The sequence below is a fragment of the Shewanella bicestrii genome (genome assembly GCF_002216875.1).
In the GTDB taxonomy this organism is placed as follows: Bacteria; Pseudomonadota; Gammaproteobacteria; order Enterobacterales; family Shewanellaceae; genus Shewanella; species Shewanella seohaensis.
On the sequence record NZ_CP022358.1, the window covers coordinates 1126107 to 1142477 of the forward strand.

Below are 16371 nucleotides of genomic sequence, written 5' to 3' on the forward strand. Positions count from 1 at the left end.
TACGAAAAAAATTGAGTTCTTAAAACACTTTTTAAGTGTCTTGAATATTCAAGTCTAAGGCGAGTCCATCTTCTTGGTCGAAGATGAGACAAGTAAAACCAGCTGGTCGCAACAATTCAAGTGAAACTCATTTGGGTTGTATGGTTAAGCGACTAAGCGTATACGGTGGATGCCTTGGCAGTCAGAGGCGATGAAGGACGTAGTAACTTGCGAAAAGCGTTGGCGAGCTAGTAACAAGCATTTGAGCTAACGATGTCCGAATGGGGGAACCCAGCAGCATAAGCTGTTATCACTACATGAATACATAGTGTAGTGAGGCAAACGAGGGGAACTGAAACATCTAAGTACCCTTAGGAAAAGAAATCAACCGAGATTCCCCTAGTAGCGGCGAGCGAACGGGGATTAGCCCTTAAGTCAGAGGGGTGTTAGTGGAATGGTCTGGAAAGTCCAGCGGCACAGGGTGATAGCCCCGTACACGAAAACTAACCTTTGATGAAAACGAGTAAGGCGGGACACGTGATATCCTGTTTGAATATGGGGGGACCATCCTCCAAGGCTAAATACTCCTGACTGACCGATAGTGAACCAGTACCGTGAGGGAAAGGCGAAAAGAACCCCTGTGAGGGGAGTGAAATAGAACCTGAAACCGTATACGTACAAGCAGTGGGAGCGGTACTTGAGACCGTGACTGCGTACCTTTTGTATAATGGGTCAGCGACTTACGTTTTGTAGCGAGGTTAAGCGAATAGCGGAGCCGTAGGGAAACCGAGTGTTAACTGCGCGTTTAGTTGCAAGGCGTAGACCCGAAACCCGGTGATCTAGCCATGGGCAGGTTGAAGGTTGAGTAACATCAACTGGAGGACCGAACCGACTAATGTTGAAAAATTAGCGGATGACTTGTGGCTGGGGGTGAAAGGCCAATCAAACCGGGAGATATCTGGTTCTCCTCGAAAGCTATTTAGGTAGCGCCTCGGACGAACACCTTTGGGGGTAGAGCACTGTTAAGGCTAGGGGGTCATCCCGACTTACCAACCCTTTGCAAACTCCGAATACCAAAGAGTGCTATCCGGGAGACAGACGGCGGGTGCTAACGTCCGTCGTCAAAAGGGAAACAACCCAGACCGTCAGCTAAGGTCCCAAAGTGTATGTTAAGTGGGAAACGATGTGGGAAGGCTTAGACAGCTAGGATGTTGGCTTAGAAGCAGCCATCATTTAAAGAAAGCGTAATAGCTCACTAGTCGAGTCGGCCTGCGCGGAAGATGTAACGGGGCTAAACATACCACCGAAGCTACGGGTGCAATCCATTAGGGTTGCGCGGTAGAGGAGCGTTCTGTAAGCCGTTGAAGGTGAAGGGGTAACCCACGCTGGAGGTATCAGAAGTGCGAATGCTGACATGAGTAACGATAAAGGGGGTGAAAAACCCCCTCGCCGAAAGACCAAGGGTTCCTGTCCAACGTTAATCGGGGCAGGGTGAGTCGACCCCTAAGGCGAGGCCGAAAGGCGTAGTCGATGGGAAACAGATTAATATTTCTGTACTTCCGCTAACTGCGATGGAGAGACGGAGAAGGCTAGGCTAGCGCGGCGTTGGTAGTCCGCGTTTAAGGTGGTAGGTGGAATGCTTAGGCAAATCCGGGCGTTCTTAACACTGAGAGCTGATGACGAGTCCCCAAGGGGATGAAGTAGTTGATGCCATGCTTCCAGGAAAATCTTCTAAGCTTCAGGTTAGCGGGAATCGTACCCCAAACCGACACAGGTGGTCGGGTAGAGAATACCAAGGCGCTTGAGAGAACTCGGCTGAAGGAACTAGGCAAAATGGTACCGTAACTTCGGGAGAAGGTACGCTGCTGTTGGTGATGGGACTTGCTCCCTAAGCTGACGGCAGTCGCAGATACCAGGTGGCTGCAACTGTTTATCAAAAACACAGCACTGTGCAAAATCGCAAGATGACGTATACGGTGTGACGCCTGCCCGGTGCCGGAAGGTTAATTGATTGGGTTATCGCAAGAGAAGCTCATGATCGAAGCCCCGGTAAACGGCGGCCGTAACTATAACGGTCCTAAGGTAGCGAAATTCCTTGTCGGGTAAGTTCCGACCTGCACGAATGGCGTAATGATGGCCACGCTGTCTCCAGCCGAGACTCAGTGAAGTTGAAATTGCGGTGAAGATGCCGTATACCCGCGGCTAGACGGAAAGACCCCGTGAACCTTTACTATAGCTTGGCACTGAACATTGACCCTACATGTGTAGGATAGGTGGGAGACTTTGAAGCGGGAACGCTAGTTCACGTGGAGTCGTCCTTGAAATACCACCCTTGTAGTGTTGATGTTCTAACTTGGGCCCCTAATCGGGGTTAAGGACAGTGCCTGGTGGGTAGTTTGACTGGGGCGGTCTCCTCCCAAAGAGTAACGGAGGAGCACGAAGGTTGGCTAAGTACGGTCGGACATCGTACGGTTAGTGCAATGGCATAAGCCAGCTTAACTGCGAGACAGACACGTCGAGCAGGTACGAAAGTAGGTCATAGTGATCCGGTGGTTCTGAATGGAAGGGCCATCGCTCAACGGATAAAAGGTACTCCGGGGATAACAGGCTGATACCGCCCAAGAGTTCATATCGACGGCGGTGTTTGGCACCTCGATGTCGGCTCATCACATCCTGGGGCTGAAGTCGGTCCCAAGGGTATGGCTGTTCGCCATTTAAAGTGGTACGCGAGCTGGGTTCAGAACGTCGTGAGACAGTTCGGTCCCTATCTGCCGTGGGCGTTGGATGATTGAGGGGAGTTGCTCCTAGTACGAGAGGACCGGAGTGAACGAACCGCTGGTGTTCGGGTTGTCATGCCAATGGCATTGCCCGGTAGCTATGTTCGGAATCGATAACCGCTGAAAGCATCTAAGCGGGAAGCGAGCCCCAAGATGAGTCATCCCTTGGACTTTAAGTCCACTAAAGAGCCGTTCGAGACTAGGACGTTGATAGGTCAGGTGTGTAAGCGTTGTGAGGCGTTGAGCTAACTGATACTAATGACTCGAGAGGCTTAACCATACAACCCAGATGGGTTTTGCTAAGTAGCACTTAGCTTGAATACAAACACTTAAGAAGTGCACTCAATCCAGCTTTCCGAATTAATTTACTGCCTGCATGAGATAAGACGGGTAAGTAAATAGCAAATTTGCTTGGTGACAATAGCATTGTGGTCCCACCTGATCCCATCCCGAACTCAGAAGTGAAACGCAATCGCGCCGATGGTAGTGTGGGGTCTCCCCATGTGAGAGTAGGTCATCGCCAAGCATCCAAATAAACACAAAAGCCCTAGTCTAAACCGCTAGGGCTTTTGTGTTTATACGCTCCGCGAAAAGCTACCTCGATGTCGCCCCGCCGCTAAGCGGGCTCCCCAGCTACGAAGACAAGCTTCTTCGCGTTCAATCATGGCTAAATACTGCGTATTTATAACGCGATGATTTCACCCCCATGTGAGAGTAGGTCATCGCCAAGCGCCTAATTAAACAATGAAGCCAGCTGAATAAGCTGGCTTTTTTGTTTTTCGTGTTTACCATTTCAGTTTCTGTATTCTTCATAAGCCTTCTTTAATTACTAACGTTATTACTCTGCGGTCTAAGATGCAGCGTTAATGGAGAACGGCTGATTATCTTGTTTTCTAGACTTTTAAACCTGTGTCCTCATTATTCCTCTAAACACCTTCTTGGCAGCTTAATGCTTTAGCGCTGTATTTTGATGCTTCTTGGATTGTGTCCTTACTCATCGTTCGATTTAAACTTGTACTCATTTAATAAGAGATTCAAGACCTCATTATCGTTAGATTGCACTTTCGGCTGCTGTTTACTTAGGCCTTAATCTTGAGAGCCAGTAACCTTTTTTTCCCCAATAAAAATATCTGCTTTGCTGTTTCATTAACGAATATTCATTTTATCGCTCGTTCACTAAGGATCCCTCAGACACTTATTGCCGATCTTATGTGAATTGGTCTTACCAATTTACAGCCATAGATTGAGTTTGATATCAATGAAGATGTTGTGAAGTTGTAAATCTAACACTTGATTGGGTTGAAAGCTGGAGGAGGTACTGACGTGAAAGGGGAGCTAACGCAGCAGCTATTAGATGCTGTTGGCATCATGTTATTGGGCATGGGGCTGGTGTATTTATTTTTAAGTGTATTGATATTAGGTGTGAATCTGGTTGCTAAGTGGTGCCGTGAAGAGCCTAAAGCAGCAGATCCGTTAAAGGTGAATGATGCGAGTTCAATCGGAGCTGCAAACACCTTAGATCCTAAATTGGTGGCTGCGATCAGCTTAGCCGTCCAGCAGTATCGTTCTCAGGCTAAATAATGGAGCGCCATATGAACCGAGTAAATTCGATTGTGGCGTCTAAGCCATTACAGTTAACCGATGTCGTCTTGAGGGATGCACATCAGTCTATTTTAGCAACGCGTTTACGCATCGATGACATGCTTCCGATCGCACCTCTGCTCGATAAAGTGGGATTTTGGTCGCTCGAGTCTTGGGGCGGAGCGACTTTCGATGCCTGTATCCGTTATTTAGGTGAGGATCCTTGGGACAGGATCCGTGAGCTGAAAAAGTTAATGCCAAATACACCTCAACAAATGTTACTGCGCGGTCAAAACCTATTGGGTTATCGCCATTACGCCGATGATTTAGTGACACGTTTTGTCGAGCGTGCCCATGCCAATGGTGTGGATGTATTCCGTATCTTTGATGCGATGAATGATGTGCGTAACCTTGAGATGGCGGTAAAAGCGGTGCGTGACGTCGGTGGGCACGCGCAAGGCACAATTTCTTATACGACCAGCCCTGTTCATACGGTTGATACTTGGGTCGATATGGCAAAGCGTCTTGAGGACATGGGCTGCCATTCGCTGTGTATTAAAGACATGGCGGGCTTACTCAAGCCGATGGAAGCCTTTGAGCTGATCAGTCGCTTAAAATCACAAACTCAACTCATGCTCTCATTGCATTGTCACGCCACGACGGGGCTAAGTACCGCAACCTATCAAAAGGCGATAGAGGCGGGAATCGATGTGCTCGATACTGCTATTTCCTCCATGAGCCAAACCTATGGCCATACGGCAACTGAAACCGTGGTTGCTATGGTGGCGGAGACCGAGCGTGAAACTCACTATGACCTTGCCTTACTTGAAGAGATTGCCGCTTATTTCCGTGAGGTGCGGAAAAAGTACGCCAAGTTTGAAGGGGCGTTAAAAGGTATCGATTCGCGGATCCTTCGCGCTCAAGTACCCGGTGGCATGTTGACGAATATGGAGAGTCAGCTCAAAGAACAAGGCGCGGCCGATAAGCTGGACGCAGTGCTCGAGGAGATCCCTCGGGTACGTCAGGATTTAGGTTTTCTGCCTTTGGTTACACCAACGTCGCAAATTGTTGGCTCGCAGGCCGTTATCAACGTACTGATGGGGCAAAGATATCAATCGTTGACCAAAGAGACTGAAGGTGTGTTAAGGGGCGAATATGGTGCTACTCCAGCCCCAGTTAATCCTGAGTTGCAGGCTCGAGTGCTTAACGGTGCGGCGGCGATCACCTGCCGTCCTGCGGATTTACTCGCACCCGAGTTGGACAAACTGCGTACGGAGTTATTATCAAAGGCGCAGGAGCAAGGGATTCGTCTCGTCTCAGAGAGTAAAGAAAAGTCTCTGGACGATGATTTGCTCATCTATGCGCTCTTCCCGCAGATTGGCTTACAGTTTTTACAACACCGAGACGACCCAACCGCTTTTGAGCCAAAACCTGAACTTGCGCCAGTGTTACCTGCTACGCCGCGTGAGGCCGAGACTTATACCGTTACGGTTGAAGGGCAAACTTATGTGGTTGAGGTTGCCGAGGGCGGCGAAATTAGCCAGATCCAAACTCAGGGACAAGCCGAACTGCCGCTTGGCCAAGCTTATCCTTCTCAGCCGAGCGCTGCGCCAGTGCCTCAAACCAGTGAGGTGAAACTTAAGATGAGCGCGCCCCTATCGGGCAATATCTTCAAAGTGCATGTCGGCATTGGTGACAAGGTGTGCGCCGGCGATGTCGTTATCATCCTAGAGGCCATGAAAATGGAGACCGAAATCCGCGCACAGGGGGATGGCATTATTACCCATCTCTTTGTGAAAGAAGGGGATTCGGTTGCCGTGGGTTCTCAATTACTGGCCTTAGCCTAGGAGTCGTTATGGATGGTTTACTGGCTTTCTGGGCCGAAACGGGCATAGCCCATTTTACTGCGGGGCAAGCCTTGATGATGGCGGTAGGTGCCTTGCTGTTATACCTTGCGATAGTGCGCGGCTTTGAGCCACTACTGTTGTTACCTATTGGTTTTGGCGCCGTGCTGGCGAATATTCCCAATGCGGGCTTTACCGAAGAGGGCGGTATGCTGTATTACGCCTACCATGTTGGGATTGAAACCGGGGTGTTTCCGCTGCTGATCTTTATGGGGGTCGGGGCACTGACAGATTTTAGTGCGCTGATTGCCAATCCAAAGACCTTGCTACTTGGCGCGGCGGCGCAGTTTGGGATTTTCGCGACCTTAATTGGGGCGATAGCGCTAAATTTAGTACCAGGCTTTGAATTTACCATGCAGGATGCCGCTGCCATTGCCATTATCGGTGGCGCGGATGGACCAACGGCGATTTTCCTTGCCTCTAAGCTTGCACCTGAGTTACTGGGCGCGATTGCTGTAGCGGCCTATTCCTATATGGCGCTGGTGCCAATTATCCAGCCGCCCATCATGCGTTTACTCACTACCCAAGCCGAGCGTGAGATAAAGATGGAGCAGCTCAGGGAGGTGAGTAAGAAGGAGAAGATCATTTTCCCGCTGATGGTGTTGGGCTTAACGATTTTATTCTTGCCCGCAGCGACTCCTCTGGTTGGCATGTTTTGCCTTGGCAACCTAATGCGTGAGTCGGGTGTGGTAGATAGATTATCGAAAACGGCGCAAAACGAGCTGATTAATATCGTCACGATTTTCTTAGGCTTGGCCGTCGGTTCTAAACTTTCTGCGGATCAGTTCCTGCGCGTCGAAACCTTAGGGATCTTGGTTTTGGGCGCGTTAGCATTCGGGATTGGTACCGCTGCTGGGGTGCTGATGGCAAAACTGATGTGCAAATTAACTGGCGGTAAGGTCAATCCATTAATTGGCGCGGCGGGAGTGTCGGCTGTGCCAATGGCGGCAAGGGTGGTGAATAAGGTGGGGTTAGAGGCTAATCACCATAACTTTTTGCTGATGCACGCCATGGGGCCAAACGTTGCTGGGGTATTAGGCTCTGCGGTTGCGGCGGGGATTTTACTGGCTGTGCTTGGCTAAGCTGCAAATTTGGAGGCTAGAACAAAGCCTATTGTGAACCAATAGGCTTTTAAGCTGTTAACCACAGGAGCAGGATAAGAAGCAAAATCACCGTGCCGCTGATGGCTATGATGTAGATAAAGCCACGTTTTCCTTGAGCCAGCGGTAAACCATTGGCTTTTAAAAACAGTATCCACAGCAAGCAAAGGATAAGCGGGAATAAAAACAGTTTAGTCATGCTTCATTCTACTTTTGGTAAATAAGTGAAGAGTTTAACAGCTTGTTTGACCGAAAGTCATGGACGTTTTATTCGCAATAAGTGAAATACGGATAATAAAAAAGACCGCATTTGCGGTCTTTTATTGTCATCCCAAAACCACCGCCTCTGGCGGTGGTGATTGTCCCTTAAGGCTATAGCCTGAATAACGCCCATGTTAAAAGAGACCTTCTTATTCACCACAAGTAAGAGGAAACGAGAAACATGGGCGATTACAGAAGTTCATCACATGTTTACTGGCGTTGTAAATATCATATCGTTTGGACGCCTAAGTACAGATTCAAAATTCTAAAAGGTAACCTTGGTAAAGAGCCCTACAGGTCGATTTATATTCTATGCAATATGAAAAGTTGTGAGGTCTTAGAATTAAATGTCCAGATAGATCATGTGCATCTAGTCGTGATAATTCCCCCAAAGTTGTCAGTATCCACATTAATGGGGATATTGAAGGGTAGGAGCGCAATAAGGCTTTTTAACAAATTCCCTCATGTTCGCAAGAAGTTATGGGGAAATAGCTTTTGGGCGAGGGGTTATTTTGTTGATACGGTAGGCGTAAATGAGGAAATCATAAGACGCTATGTTCGCCATCAAGATAAGCAAGATCTAGAGCATGATGCTCAATTGTCGCTACAGATGAAGTAGGTGTAAGGAAATAGCCCCTTCCAGGGGCAAATCAAAGCCGCCTTCTAAGAAGGCGGATTCTTTACTGGATAAATCTTTAATGATTTACCCTGAGTGATTAATTATCGGCAATCGCAGCCGTTTGAGTCTCGTTGCTGTAGAACTGATCAACATCAAGCTCATTCTCAGATTTGCCTATCACCACGGCGGTCATCATATCGCCTGTGACGTTGGTTGCGGTGCGGATCATATCGATAATACGGTCGATGGCGGCAATAAAGGCGATACCTTCTAGGGGTAAACCAATCACGCCTAAAGTGACGGTTAACATCACCATAGCGCTGCCTGGCACGCCAGCGGTACCGACTGAGGCCACAGTGGCTGTAACGGCAATCATCACATAATCTAAGGTATCGAGTGGAATACCGTAAATTTGAGCGATAAAAATTGCGGCAATCGCAGGGTAGATACCACCACAGCCATCCATGTTCATGGTGGCGCCGAGCGGCATAACGAAGGCGCTGTAACGCTTTGAAACACCCATGGTTTCAACCGCTCTGGTACTCGCAGGCAGAGTGCCGAAGCTTGAAGAGGTACTAAAAGCCACTAATTGCGCCGGCATGGCCTTACGGAAAAATTGCATAGGGCTCAAGCCCGCGGCAAATTTCACTAGTCCGCCGTAGACAAAAATCATATGGATAAGGGCGGCAATATAGATAGCGGCGATAAATTTACCTAAAGGTAATAGGGTCGATAAACCATATTCACCGACCACCCAAGCCATTAAGCCAAACACGCCAATAGGGGTGAGTTTGAGCACCATGCGTGTCAGTTGGAACATGACTTCAGCACCCGATTCGATGGTGCGTTTTAGTGGCTCGGCTTTCTCGCCAACTTTGTTGATGGCGATCCCGACTAACGCAGCAAAGACAATGATCTGCAGTACTTTTCCATCCGCCAGTGAGGCAAAGGGATTGACTGGGATCATATCGAGCAGCACCTGCGCAAAACCTGGAATATTGCGCTCACGCACTTCCGTGGTTGCCAGTTGCATTGTGCCGCCCATATCGATAAGCGAGCCAACCGCTAAGCCAATCAGTGAGGCAACAGTGCCAGTCAGCATAAACATGCCTAAGGTCTTAAGACTTAAGCGTTTGAGATTCGTTTGAGAGCCGAGCGAGGTGATACTGACCACAATCGCACAGAAGACCAATGGGGCAACCAGCATCTTAATGGCGCTGATAAACAAATCGCCAAGCGGTTTAAGCACAGTGGCGGTTTCACCTAAAAGTACGCCAACGAGCGCACCTAAAATAAAGCCTGCGAGGACTTTTTGCCAAAAAGGAATGCGGCTAATGGTTTGAAGAATCATGCGTTTTCCAAAAATATATCATTACAAGCCCATGGACCTGAGATGCTAGTATGAGTATCCACTTGAAGTGAGTGAACTTATACCAAGCGACGAGTCAGGTACAGGACATTTTTTGCCATTAAAGGCATTGTATCGGCTGTGATAGGGTTATAACAAACCGATTTTCTTATAACTTATTGTGATAAATGAGTTTGTTGTGAAATGGTTAGTCGCTACATCCTTTTAACGCTGTGGTAGTTCTCTGCTCGAGAGCGTGAAAGAGCTGTAATTTCATAGAGTAAGCTTTTATGTCTGAATTAAGCATGATGTTTTCTGGGGCTTTTTTAGCCGCGACCTTGTTACCGGGAGGATCAGAAGTTTTACTGATTGCGTTGCTGAATAAAGCGCCGCAAGCTTGGGTCGAATTAGTGGTGGTGGCCAGTGTTGGCAATACCTTAGGGGCGATGACGAGTTTTTATCTAGGGCGTATCGGCCGGTTTGCAAAGTCCCCAGAGGCTCTAAGTGAGGGAAAGCATGCCAAAGCCTTAGCCCTTATTGAGCGTTACGGTGTTTGGTCGCTATTGTTGTCGTGGGCGCCAGTGATTGGCGATCTATTATGTTTATTGGCGGGATGGTTAAAGCTTAGGGCGTTCCCCGCATTAGTGATGATTTTGATCGGCAAAACCCTGCGTTACCTTATCGTGGCGGCCGCTACATTGCATTGGTTTAGTTAGTTTTTACACTCGTTGTTCGGTTAAAGGATGATAACGCTATAAAGGAAGTCCTTGTATTACTTGGAACTTTGTAGGGATAAATGAGTCTGAACTCATTATTGATACCGAGCATTCTACAGGGGCTAATTTTTTAGCCTATTGATGTATAAGGGGAATACCTTGAAAAAATGGATATTAGCGGTCACGATTTCCGCCGCACTCGCTGGTTGTGCCAGCCAAACCTCAACCCAATTACCCGCGGGCGTAAAGTTAATTGAAAATGTGCAACTGAAGGACTCAGAAGTCGGTATTCCCTTTAAAAAATATCAGCTTGCCAATGGCCTAACGGTTATTTTGCATCAAGATCATTCCGATCCCTTAGTGCATGTCGATGTGACTTATCACGTCGGCTCGGCCAGAGAACTGGCAGGCCGTTCAGGATTCGCCCATTTATTCGAACATATGATGTTCCAGGGCTCTGAGCATGTCGCCGATGAGCAACATTTTGAGGTGGTAACCGAGGCGGGGGGCACGCTGAACGGCTCAACCAATACCGACAGAACGAACTACTTTGAGACAGTCCCTAGCAACCAGCTCGAAAAAATGCTGTGGCTCGAGTCTGACCGCATGGGCTTTTTGTTGCCGGCACTAACCAGCGAAAAGTTTGAAGTACAGCGCGAGACAGTGAAAAACGAGCGCGCTCAACGCATCGATAATCAACCCTATGGCCGAATGAGCGAGCGCTTTAATCAGGCGATGTTCCCGGTCGGTCATCCCTATTCTTGGCCTGTGATCGGCTGGCCAGAGGATCTTAACCGCGCCACAGTGGATGATGTGAAACACTTTTTCCAGCGTTGGTACGGCCCGAATAACGCCACACTGACCATTGGCGGCGATTTTGATGAGCTACAAGCCTTAGCCTGGGTAAACAAATACTTTGGCGAAATCCCCCGCGGCCCCGAGGTTCAACCCGAGCCTAAGACCTTAGTTACGCTCGATAAGACGCGCTATATCTCAATGGAAGATAACGTGCATCTGCCGCTGATCCGTATCGGCTTTCCGACTGTGTATGCCAGCCATCCCGATGAAGCCGCGCTGGACTTATTAGCCAATATCCTCGGTGGTGGTAAAACCTCACTCGTTTACAAAAACCTTGTGAAGGATGGTTATGCCGTACAGGCAAGCGTGAGCCAACCCTGCCAAGAGTTAGCCTGTCAGATGTCGATTTATGCCTTAGCCAATCCGCAAAAGGGGGCGACCTTAGCCGAACTTGAACAGCGTATTCTCGACTCGATTAATGAGTTTGAGCAGCGCGGCGTCACCGACGATGACCTGCAAAAAGTGAAAGTGCAGTTTGAGGCCGATACCATTTTTGGCCTGCAGAGCGTAAAAGGCAAAGTGTCTATGCTTGCCTTGAATCAAACCATGTTTGGTGAGCCGAATAAGATTGGAGTAGACCTTGTGCGCTACGCCAATGTGACCAAAGACGATGTGATGCGGGTATTTAAAAAGTACATCAAAGACAAGCCCACGGTGGTGATGAGTGTAGTACCGCAGGGAATGACGGCTTTAGTCGCTCATCCGGATAACTTCACCCCTCAAACCTTGCCCGTGGCGGATACGGCTGTAGAGGGCGATTTACCCGCCGCTAAGTTGGTGTCAAGTTTCGACCGCTCAACAATGCCAGCCTCGGGCGCAGCGCCCGTGCTTAAAGTCCCGACAATTTGGACGACTAAGTTAGCCAATGGCATCGAAGTGATGGGCACTCAAAGCAGCGAAACCCCAACAGTGGAGTTAGTGATTTATCTTAACGGCGGGCACAGATTAGTGCCCGTTGAAAAGGCGGGTCTGGCAAGCTTAACCGCTGAGATGCTGAATGAGTCGACGCAAAAGCGCTCAACAGAGCAATTGTCGCAGGCGCTTGAGATGCTCGGCAGTACGGTGGACTTTAGTGCCTCCGAATCCCAAAGCACGATTAAGGTGTCGGCGCTCACCGAGCACTTGGATGAAACCTTAGCCATATTGGAAGAAAAGCTGTTCCAGCCTGCGTTTAACGACGCCGACTTTGCGCGGGTGAAGCAGCAACAGTTGCAGCAAATTCAGCATATGCAGTCAGACCCAGGCTATGTCGCTAACTCTGCGCTGTATAGCTTGCTCTATGGCAAGAATAACGCTCAAGGCGTCAGCGATGCAGGGACCTTAGATTCCGTTGCCGCGCTGACACTTGCGGATGTGAAGGCGTTTTACGCCGAGCAGTACCGTGGTGCGAACGCTAAAATCATTACGGTAGCGAATCTGCCTGAAAGTGCGTTACTACCTAAGCTTGCTGGATTGAGTCAATGGCAAGGTGAGGCGAGTACATTGCCGCCACTCAAGTCATTCCCTGCGCTGAAGGGCGGGACTATCTATCTGATCGATAAACCGGGCGCCGCTCAGTCGGTGATTAACATTGCGAAACGTGCCTTACCCTATGATGCAACAGGTAATTATTTCAAATCTTACCTGATGAACTATCCGCTCGGTGGCGCCTTCAATAGCCGTATTAACCTCAATTTACGTGAGAACAAGGGGTATACCTATGGGGCTCGCAGCTTATTTACCGGCGGCGTCGAAGTCGGTGATTTTGTGGCCTCGAGTGATGTGCGTACCGATGTGACGGCCAAGGCGGTAAATGAATTTATCAAAGAGATCAAAGCCTATCAGCAGAATGGGATGACGGACACTGAGCTCGGCTTTATGCGTAACTCGGTTTCCCAAGGGCAAGCATTGGATTATGAGACGCCTTATCAGAAGGCGGGCTTTATGCGGATGATCCAGCGTTACCAGCTGAGCCAAGATTTTACTACCGAGCAGGACAAAATTATAAATACTGTAACAAAAGATGAACTCAATGCCCTCGCGGCTTCCGAGCTAGATATCTCGAAAATGATCATCTTAGTGGTGGGAGATAAGGCGAAAATTGAAGCGGATTTAGCAACTTTAGGCTATCCAATTGAAACTTTAGTATTGTAAATTAGCTTTTCGACCCAATATAAATTGCAGACAAGCTAATTGTGCAGCACAACCTCGCTGCCAGTCTAAAGTATTAACGAGTAAGACGGTGACAGCATTAGCTGTCACCGTCTGCGTTTTATCGCAGAAGAATGTAATTAGGCTTGCTCCACGGACAGGTTTAGATTTATTTTGAGGCGTATTTTGAAAGATAAGCCTCAAAATAAAGGTCTGACTGTTAACCTTGTCGCGATAGCGAATCACCAATCAGAGAAGCGCAAATTGAAGCCATTCAATGAATTAGTACAACATTTCTCGGACGCTCAAGGGCGTGCCGCACTCCTTGGCATGTTACGTGGAATTGAGCGTGAAGCGCTGCGTATCGACGAGTCAGGCTACCTTGCGTTAGATGGTCATCCATTAGAGCTTGGCTCGGCATTAACGCATTCGCGCATTACGACAGATTACAGTGAAGCCCTGCTTGAATTTATCACGCCAGTAAACAATCACGTTGGTTCCCTATTGCAAGGACTCACCGAGACCCATGCCTTTAGCGTGCGTCATTTGCATGGTCAGCGTCTGTGGCCCGTGAGCATGCCATGTTACGTGAAAGATGAGCAGAATATTCCGGTCGCCCGTTATGGCAGCTCTAACACGGGTAAGATGAAAACCTTGTATCGCAAGGGCTTAACCTACCGTTATGGCGCGCTGATGCAGATCATCTCTGGGGTGCATTTTAACTTCTCGGTATCGCAGGAGCTGTGGCAAAGCCTCTATGAGTTGAGTGACAAAAGCGTGAGCTTTGAGGATTTTATCTCCGAATCTTACTTTGGCCTCATTCGCAATTACCGCCGTTTAGTCTGGGTGTTACCTTATCTGTTTGGGGCATCGCCTGCGCTGTGTAGCTCGTTTATCAAAGGGCAGAAGACCGATTTACGCTTTGAAAAATCGGGTCGCGGCACCTTGTATTTACCCTATGCGACTTCGCTGCGGATGAGCGACCTGGGTTACACCAATAAAGAGCAGGAAGATCTCAACATCAGCTATAACTCCCTGCCCGAGTATCTGGCTGGGGTGAGAGCCGCGATTAAGATGCCATCGGCCAACTTTGCCAATATCGGCGTGAAGGTGGATGGTGAATATCGCCAGCTCAATGCCAATGTGCTGCAAATTGAAAACGAGTTTTACTCGCCAATCCGTGCGAAGCGCGTCACTAAAAGCGGTGAGAAGCCCTCAGAAGCCCTTGCCCGTGCGGGGGTTGAATATATTGAGGTGCGTGCATTAGATGTAAACCCCTTTAGCCCGATTGGGATTGAAGAGAACCAAGTGCGTTTCCTCGACCTGTTTTTACTCTATTGCTTACTAACCGAGTCGCCTAAGTCCGATGCGGCAGAAGAAGCCCGTTTAAGTGCTAACTTAAAATCTGTTGTGCTTGAAGGCCGTAAGCCAGGGCTCGAGTTATTAACCGAGACAGGTACACGCTCACTGCAAACGTGGCTTTTAGATCTGTTTGAGCATTTGGATTCATTGGCTAAGTTACTCGATGGCGATAAACAGGATTACCAAGCGGCATTAGCTCATTGGCGTGAAGCCGTGAATGACCCACAAAAGACCTTGTCTGGTCAAGTCATCCAGCAATTAATCACCAAAGGCCAAGACCATGGACAATGGGTGATGTCACTGGCGCAGCAATATCACCAATATTTTATGGATTACCCCTTATCAGCCGAGATTGTCAGCGATTATCAAGCCGAGGCGCAAGCATCGCTTAATAAGCAAGCGGACATCGAAGCGGCGCAAAGTGCGGTATCCTTTGATGATTATCTGACGGATTATTTCGGGACTTCATCCTAATGAGTCACTATTTAACCGGGCACAAACTTACACTGGCTGCCAGTCTACTAGGGCTCACGGCATTCTTGTCAGGTTGCGTCTCCTCGCCTGAAGATGACTTAAGTTGCGGGACTGTGTCTGGGTATTTACAGCCCGATGCCAGCACCCATTGGTATCGCGTGGTGGTGACCCATCTCAATGGTAAGCCTGTGGTATCTAAACCTAATTATCAATTGGCGCCTGGGGAATATGAGTTCACGGTTGCCGAGTTGATTGATGCACCTTCTTTGGGCGTATCCCTCAGTGCGCGCACTCCTAAAACCTTTAAGTTAAAGGTTGAAGGACATCAGCGTTACCATATTGGCGCCTTATTCCACACGGATAAGCGCTATATGGGGAAAGATACCAACTATTGGGAACCCGGTGTGTGGCAGCAAGAAAACCATGAATGTCAGTTTGATCTTAGCCCTGAAACAAAATAATCAGATTTAACAACGGATTGTCATTTCTGTTAATGAGTTTGACCTGATAATAGGCGCTAAGGTGATCTTAGCGCCAAAAACAGGATTGGCGCTTTGCCTCACCCTATGACTGTGCGATGATGGGCCAGTTTTATTTCTTGGGAGAACAAGCGATTAATGAAATGGCTTTCGACAACTCTGTTATGTGCATCCATAGGTTTTCTCTCTGGCTGCGCCACTTCTCCGCCTAAATCTCCCGATAACCTTTGCGATATTTTTCAAGAGCATCGTTCATGGTACGAAGCCGCTAAGGACACCCGTGATAAATGGGGCGTGCCTGTGCATGTGCCGCTGGCGATGATGTATCAAGAAAGCTCCTTCAAGCATAATGCCGCGCCGCCAATGGAATATTTTTTAGGGTTTATTCCCATCGGGCGAGCCAGTGATGCCTATGGCTACGCGCAGGCAAAAACCATGACCTGGGATGATTATGTTCGTGAGACGGGAAACAGCTGGTCTTCGCGGAGTAATTTTGATGATGCCATGGATTTTATGGGGTGGTTTATTTACAAGACCAATAAAATCAATGGGGTTTCCAAGTGGGATGCGAGGGCGCAATACCTCAACTACCACGAAGGGTGGGGTGGCTATCGCCGTGGGACTTATAAATCTAAGGCGTGGCTGGTCAAAGTCGCGGCTAAGGTGGATGACAGGGCTAAGCGCTATGCGGCCCAGTATAAAACCTGTCAGGAGGATTTAGATTCTTCTTGGCTATGGCGCTTATTCTTCGGGTAGCCTAAATCCATTTGCGGAGCTTATCGC

At 48.6% G+C, this 16371-nt stretch carries 11 protein-coding genes and 2 rRNA genes; 11 read left to right on the forward strand and 2 right to left on the reverse strand.

Annotation, left to right across the window (positions count from 1 at the left end; all coding sequences use genetic code 11):
* Window positions 1-142: 142 nt before the first annotated feature.
* From CF168_RS05000 to CF168_RS05020, 5 genes are all read left to right on the forward strand, one after another.
* Window positions 143-3036, forward strand: a 23S ribosomal RNA gene (locus CF168_RS05000).
* 130 nt (window positions 3037-3166) lie between these two features.
* A 5S ribosomal RNA gene (gene rrf / locus CF168_RS05005) occupies window positions 3167-3282 on the forward strand.
* Window positions 3283-4124: 842 nt separating this feature from the next.
* Entirely contained in the window at window positions 4125-4337 is a 213-nt protein-coding gene (locus CF168_RS05010) for an OadG family protein (protein WP_232015344.1), read from the forward strand.
* 11 nt (window positions 4338-4348) lie between these two features.
* Window positions 4349-6184, forward strand: a complete 1836-nt coding sequence (oadA, locus tag CF168_RS05015) for a sodium-extruding oxaloacetate decarboxylase subunit alpha (protein ID WP_089067184.1) — start codon at window positions 4349-4351, stop codon at window positions 6182-6184.
* A gap of 8 nt (window positions 6185-6192) precedes the next feature.
* Window positions 6193-7323, forward strand: coding sequence for a sodium ion-translocating decarboxylase subunit beta (locus tag CF168_RS05020; protein WP_089067185.1), 1131 nt, complete (start codon window positions 6193-6195; stop codon window positions 7321-7323).
* Between the two features lie 49 nt (window positions 7324-7372).
* Here the strand turns inward: CF168_RS05020 and CF168_RS22380 are convergent, their stop codons facing one another.
* Window positions 7373-7540, reverse strand: a complete 168-nt coding sequence (locus CF168_RS22380; protein WP_167373558.1) for a hypothetical protein — start codon at window positions 7538-7540, stop codon at window positions 7373-7375.
* Window positions 7541-7783: 243 nt separating this feature from the next.
* On the opposite strand from CF168_RS22380, the gene tnpA reads away from it, so the two are divergent.
* Window positions 7784-8221 (forward strand): IS200/IS605-like element ISShes4 family transposase, encoded by a 438-nt coding sequence (tnpA, locus tag CF168_RS05025; protein ID WP_089067186.1) that lies wholly within the window; start codon window positions 7784-7786, stop codon window positions 8219-8221.
* A gap of 97 nt (window positions 8222-8318) precedes the next feature.
* Here the strand turns inward: tnpA and CF168_RS05030 are convergent, their stop codons facing one another.
* A complete protein-coding gene (locus CF168_RS05030; protein ID WP_089067187.1) occupies window positions 8319-9572 on the reverse strand; it encodes a dicarboxylate/amino acid:cation symporter in 1254 nt (417 codons plus the stop codon).
* 287 nt (window positions 9573-9859) lie between these two features.
* On the opposite strand from CF168_RS05030, the gene CF168_RS05035 reads away from it, so the two are divergent.
* From CF168_RS05035 to CF168_RS05055, 5 genes are all read left to right on the forward strand, one after another.
* A complete protein-coding gene (locus tag CF168_RS05035) occupies window positions 9860-10285 on the forward strand; it encodes a YqaA family protein (protein WP_089067188.1) in 426 nt (141 codons plus the stop codon).
* A gap of 141 nt (window positions 10286-10426) precedes the next feature.
* Window positions 10427-13276 (forward strand): M16 family metallopeptidase, encoded by a 2850-nt coding sequence (locus CF168_RS05040; RefSeq protein ID WP_089067189.1) that lies wholly within the window; start codon window positions 10427-10429, stop codon window positions 13274-13276.
* A gap of 183 nt (window positions 13277-13459) precedes the next feature.
* Window positions 13460-15109 carry a glutamate--cysteine ligase gene (gene gshA / locus CF168_RS05045; protein ID WP_089067190.1) on the forward strand — a complete coding sequence of 550 codons (1650 nt, stop codon included), beginning with the start codon at window positions 13460-13462 and terminating at the stop codon, window positions 15107-15109.
* On the forward strand, window positions 15109-15570 hold the full coding sequence (locus CF168_RS05050; RefSeq protein WP_089067191.1) for a hypothetical protein: 462 nt from the start codon (window positions 15109-15111) through the stop codon (window positions 15568-15570). The genes gshA and CF168_RS05050 overlap by 1 nt, the downstream gene beginning before the upstream one ends.
* Before the next feature lie 156 nt (window positions 15571-15726).
* A complete protein-coding gene (locus CF168_RS05055) occupies window positions 15727-16344 on the forward strand; it encodes a hypothetical protein (RefSeq protein WP_011626978.1) in 618 nt (205 codons plus the stop codon).
* The last annotated feature ends 27 nt before the right edge of the window (window positions 16345-16371 follow it).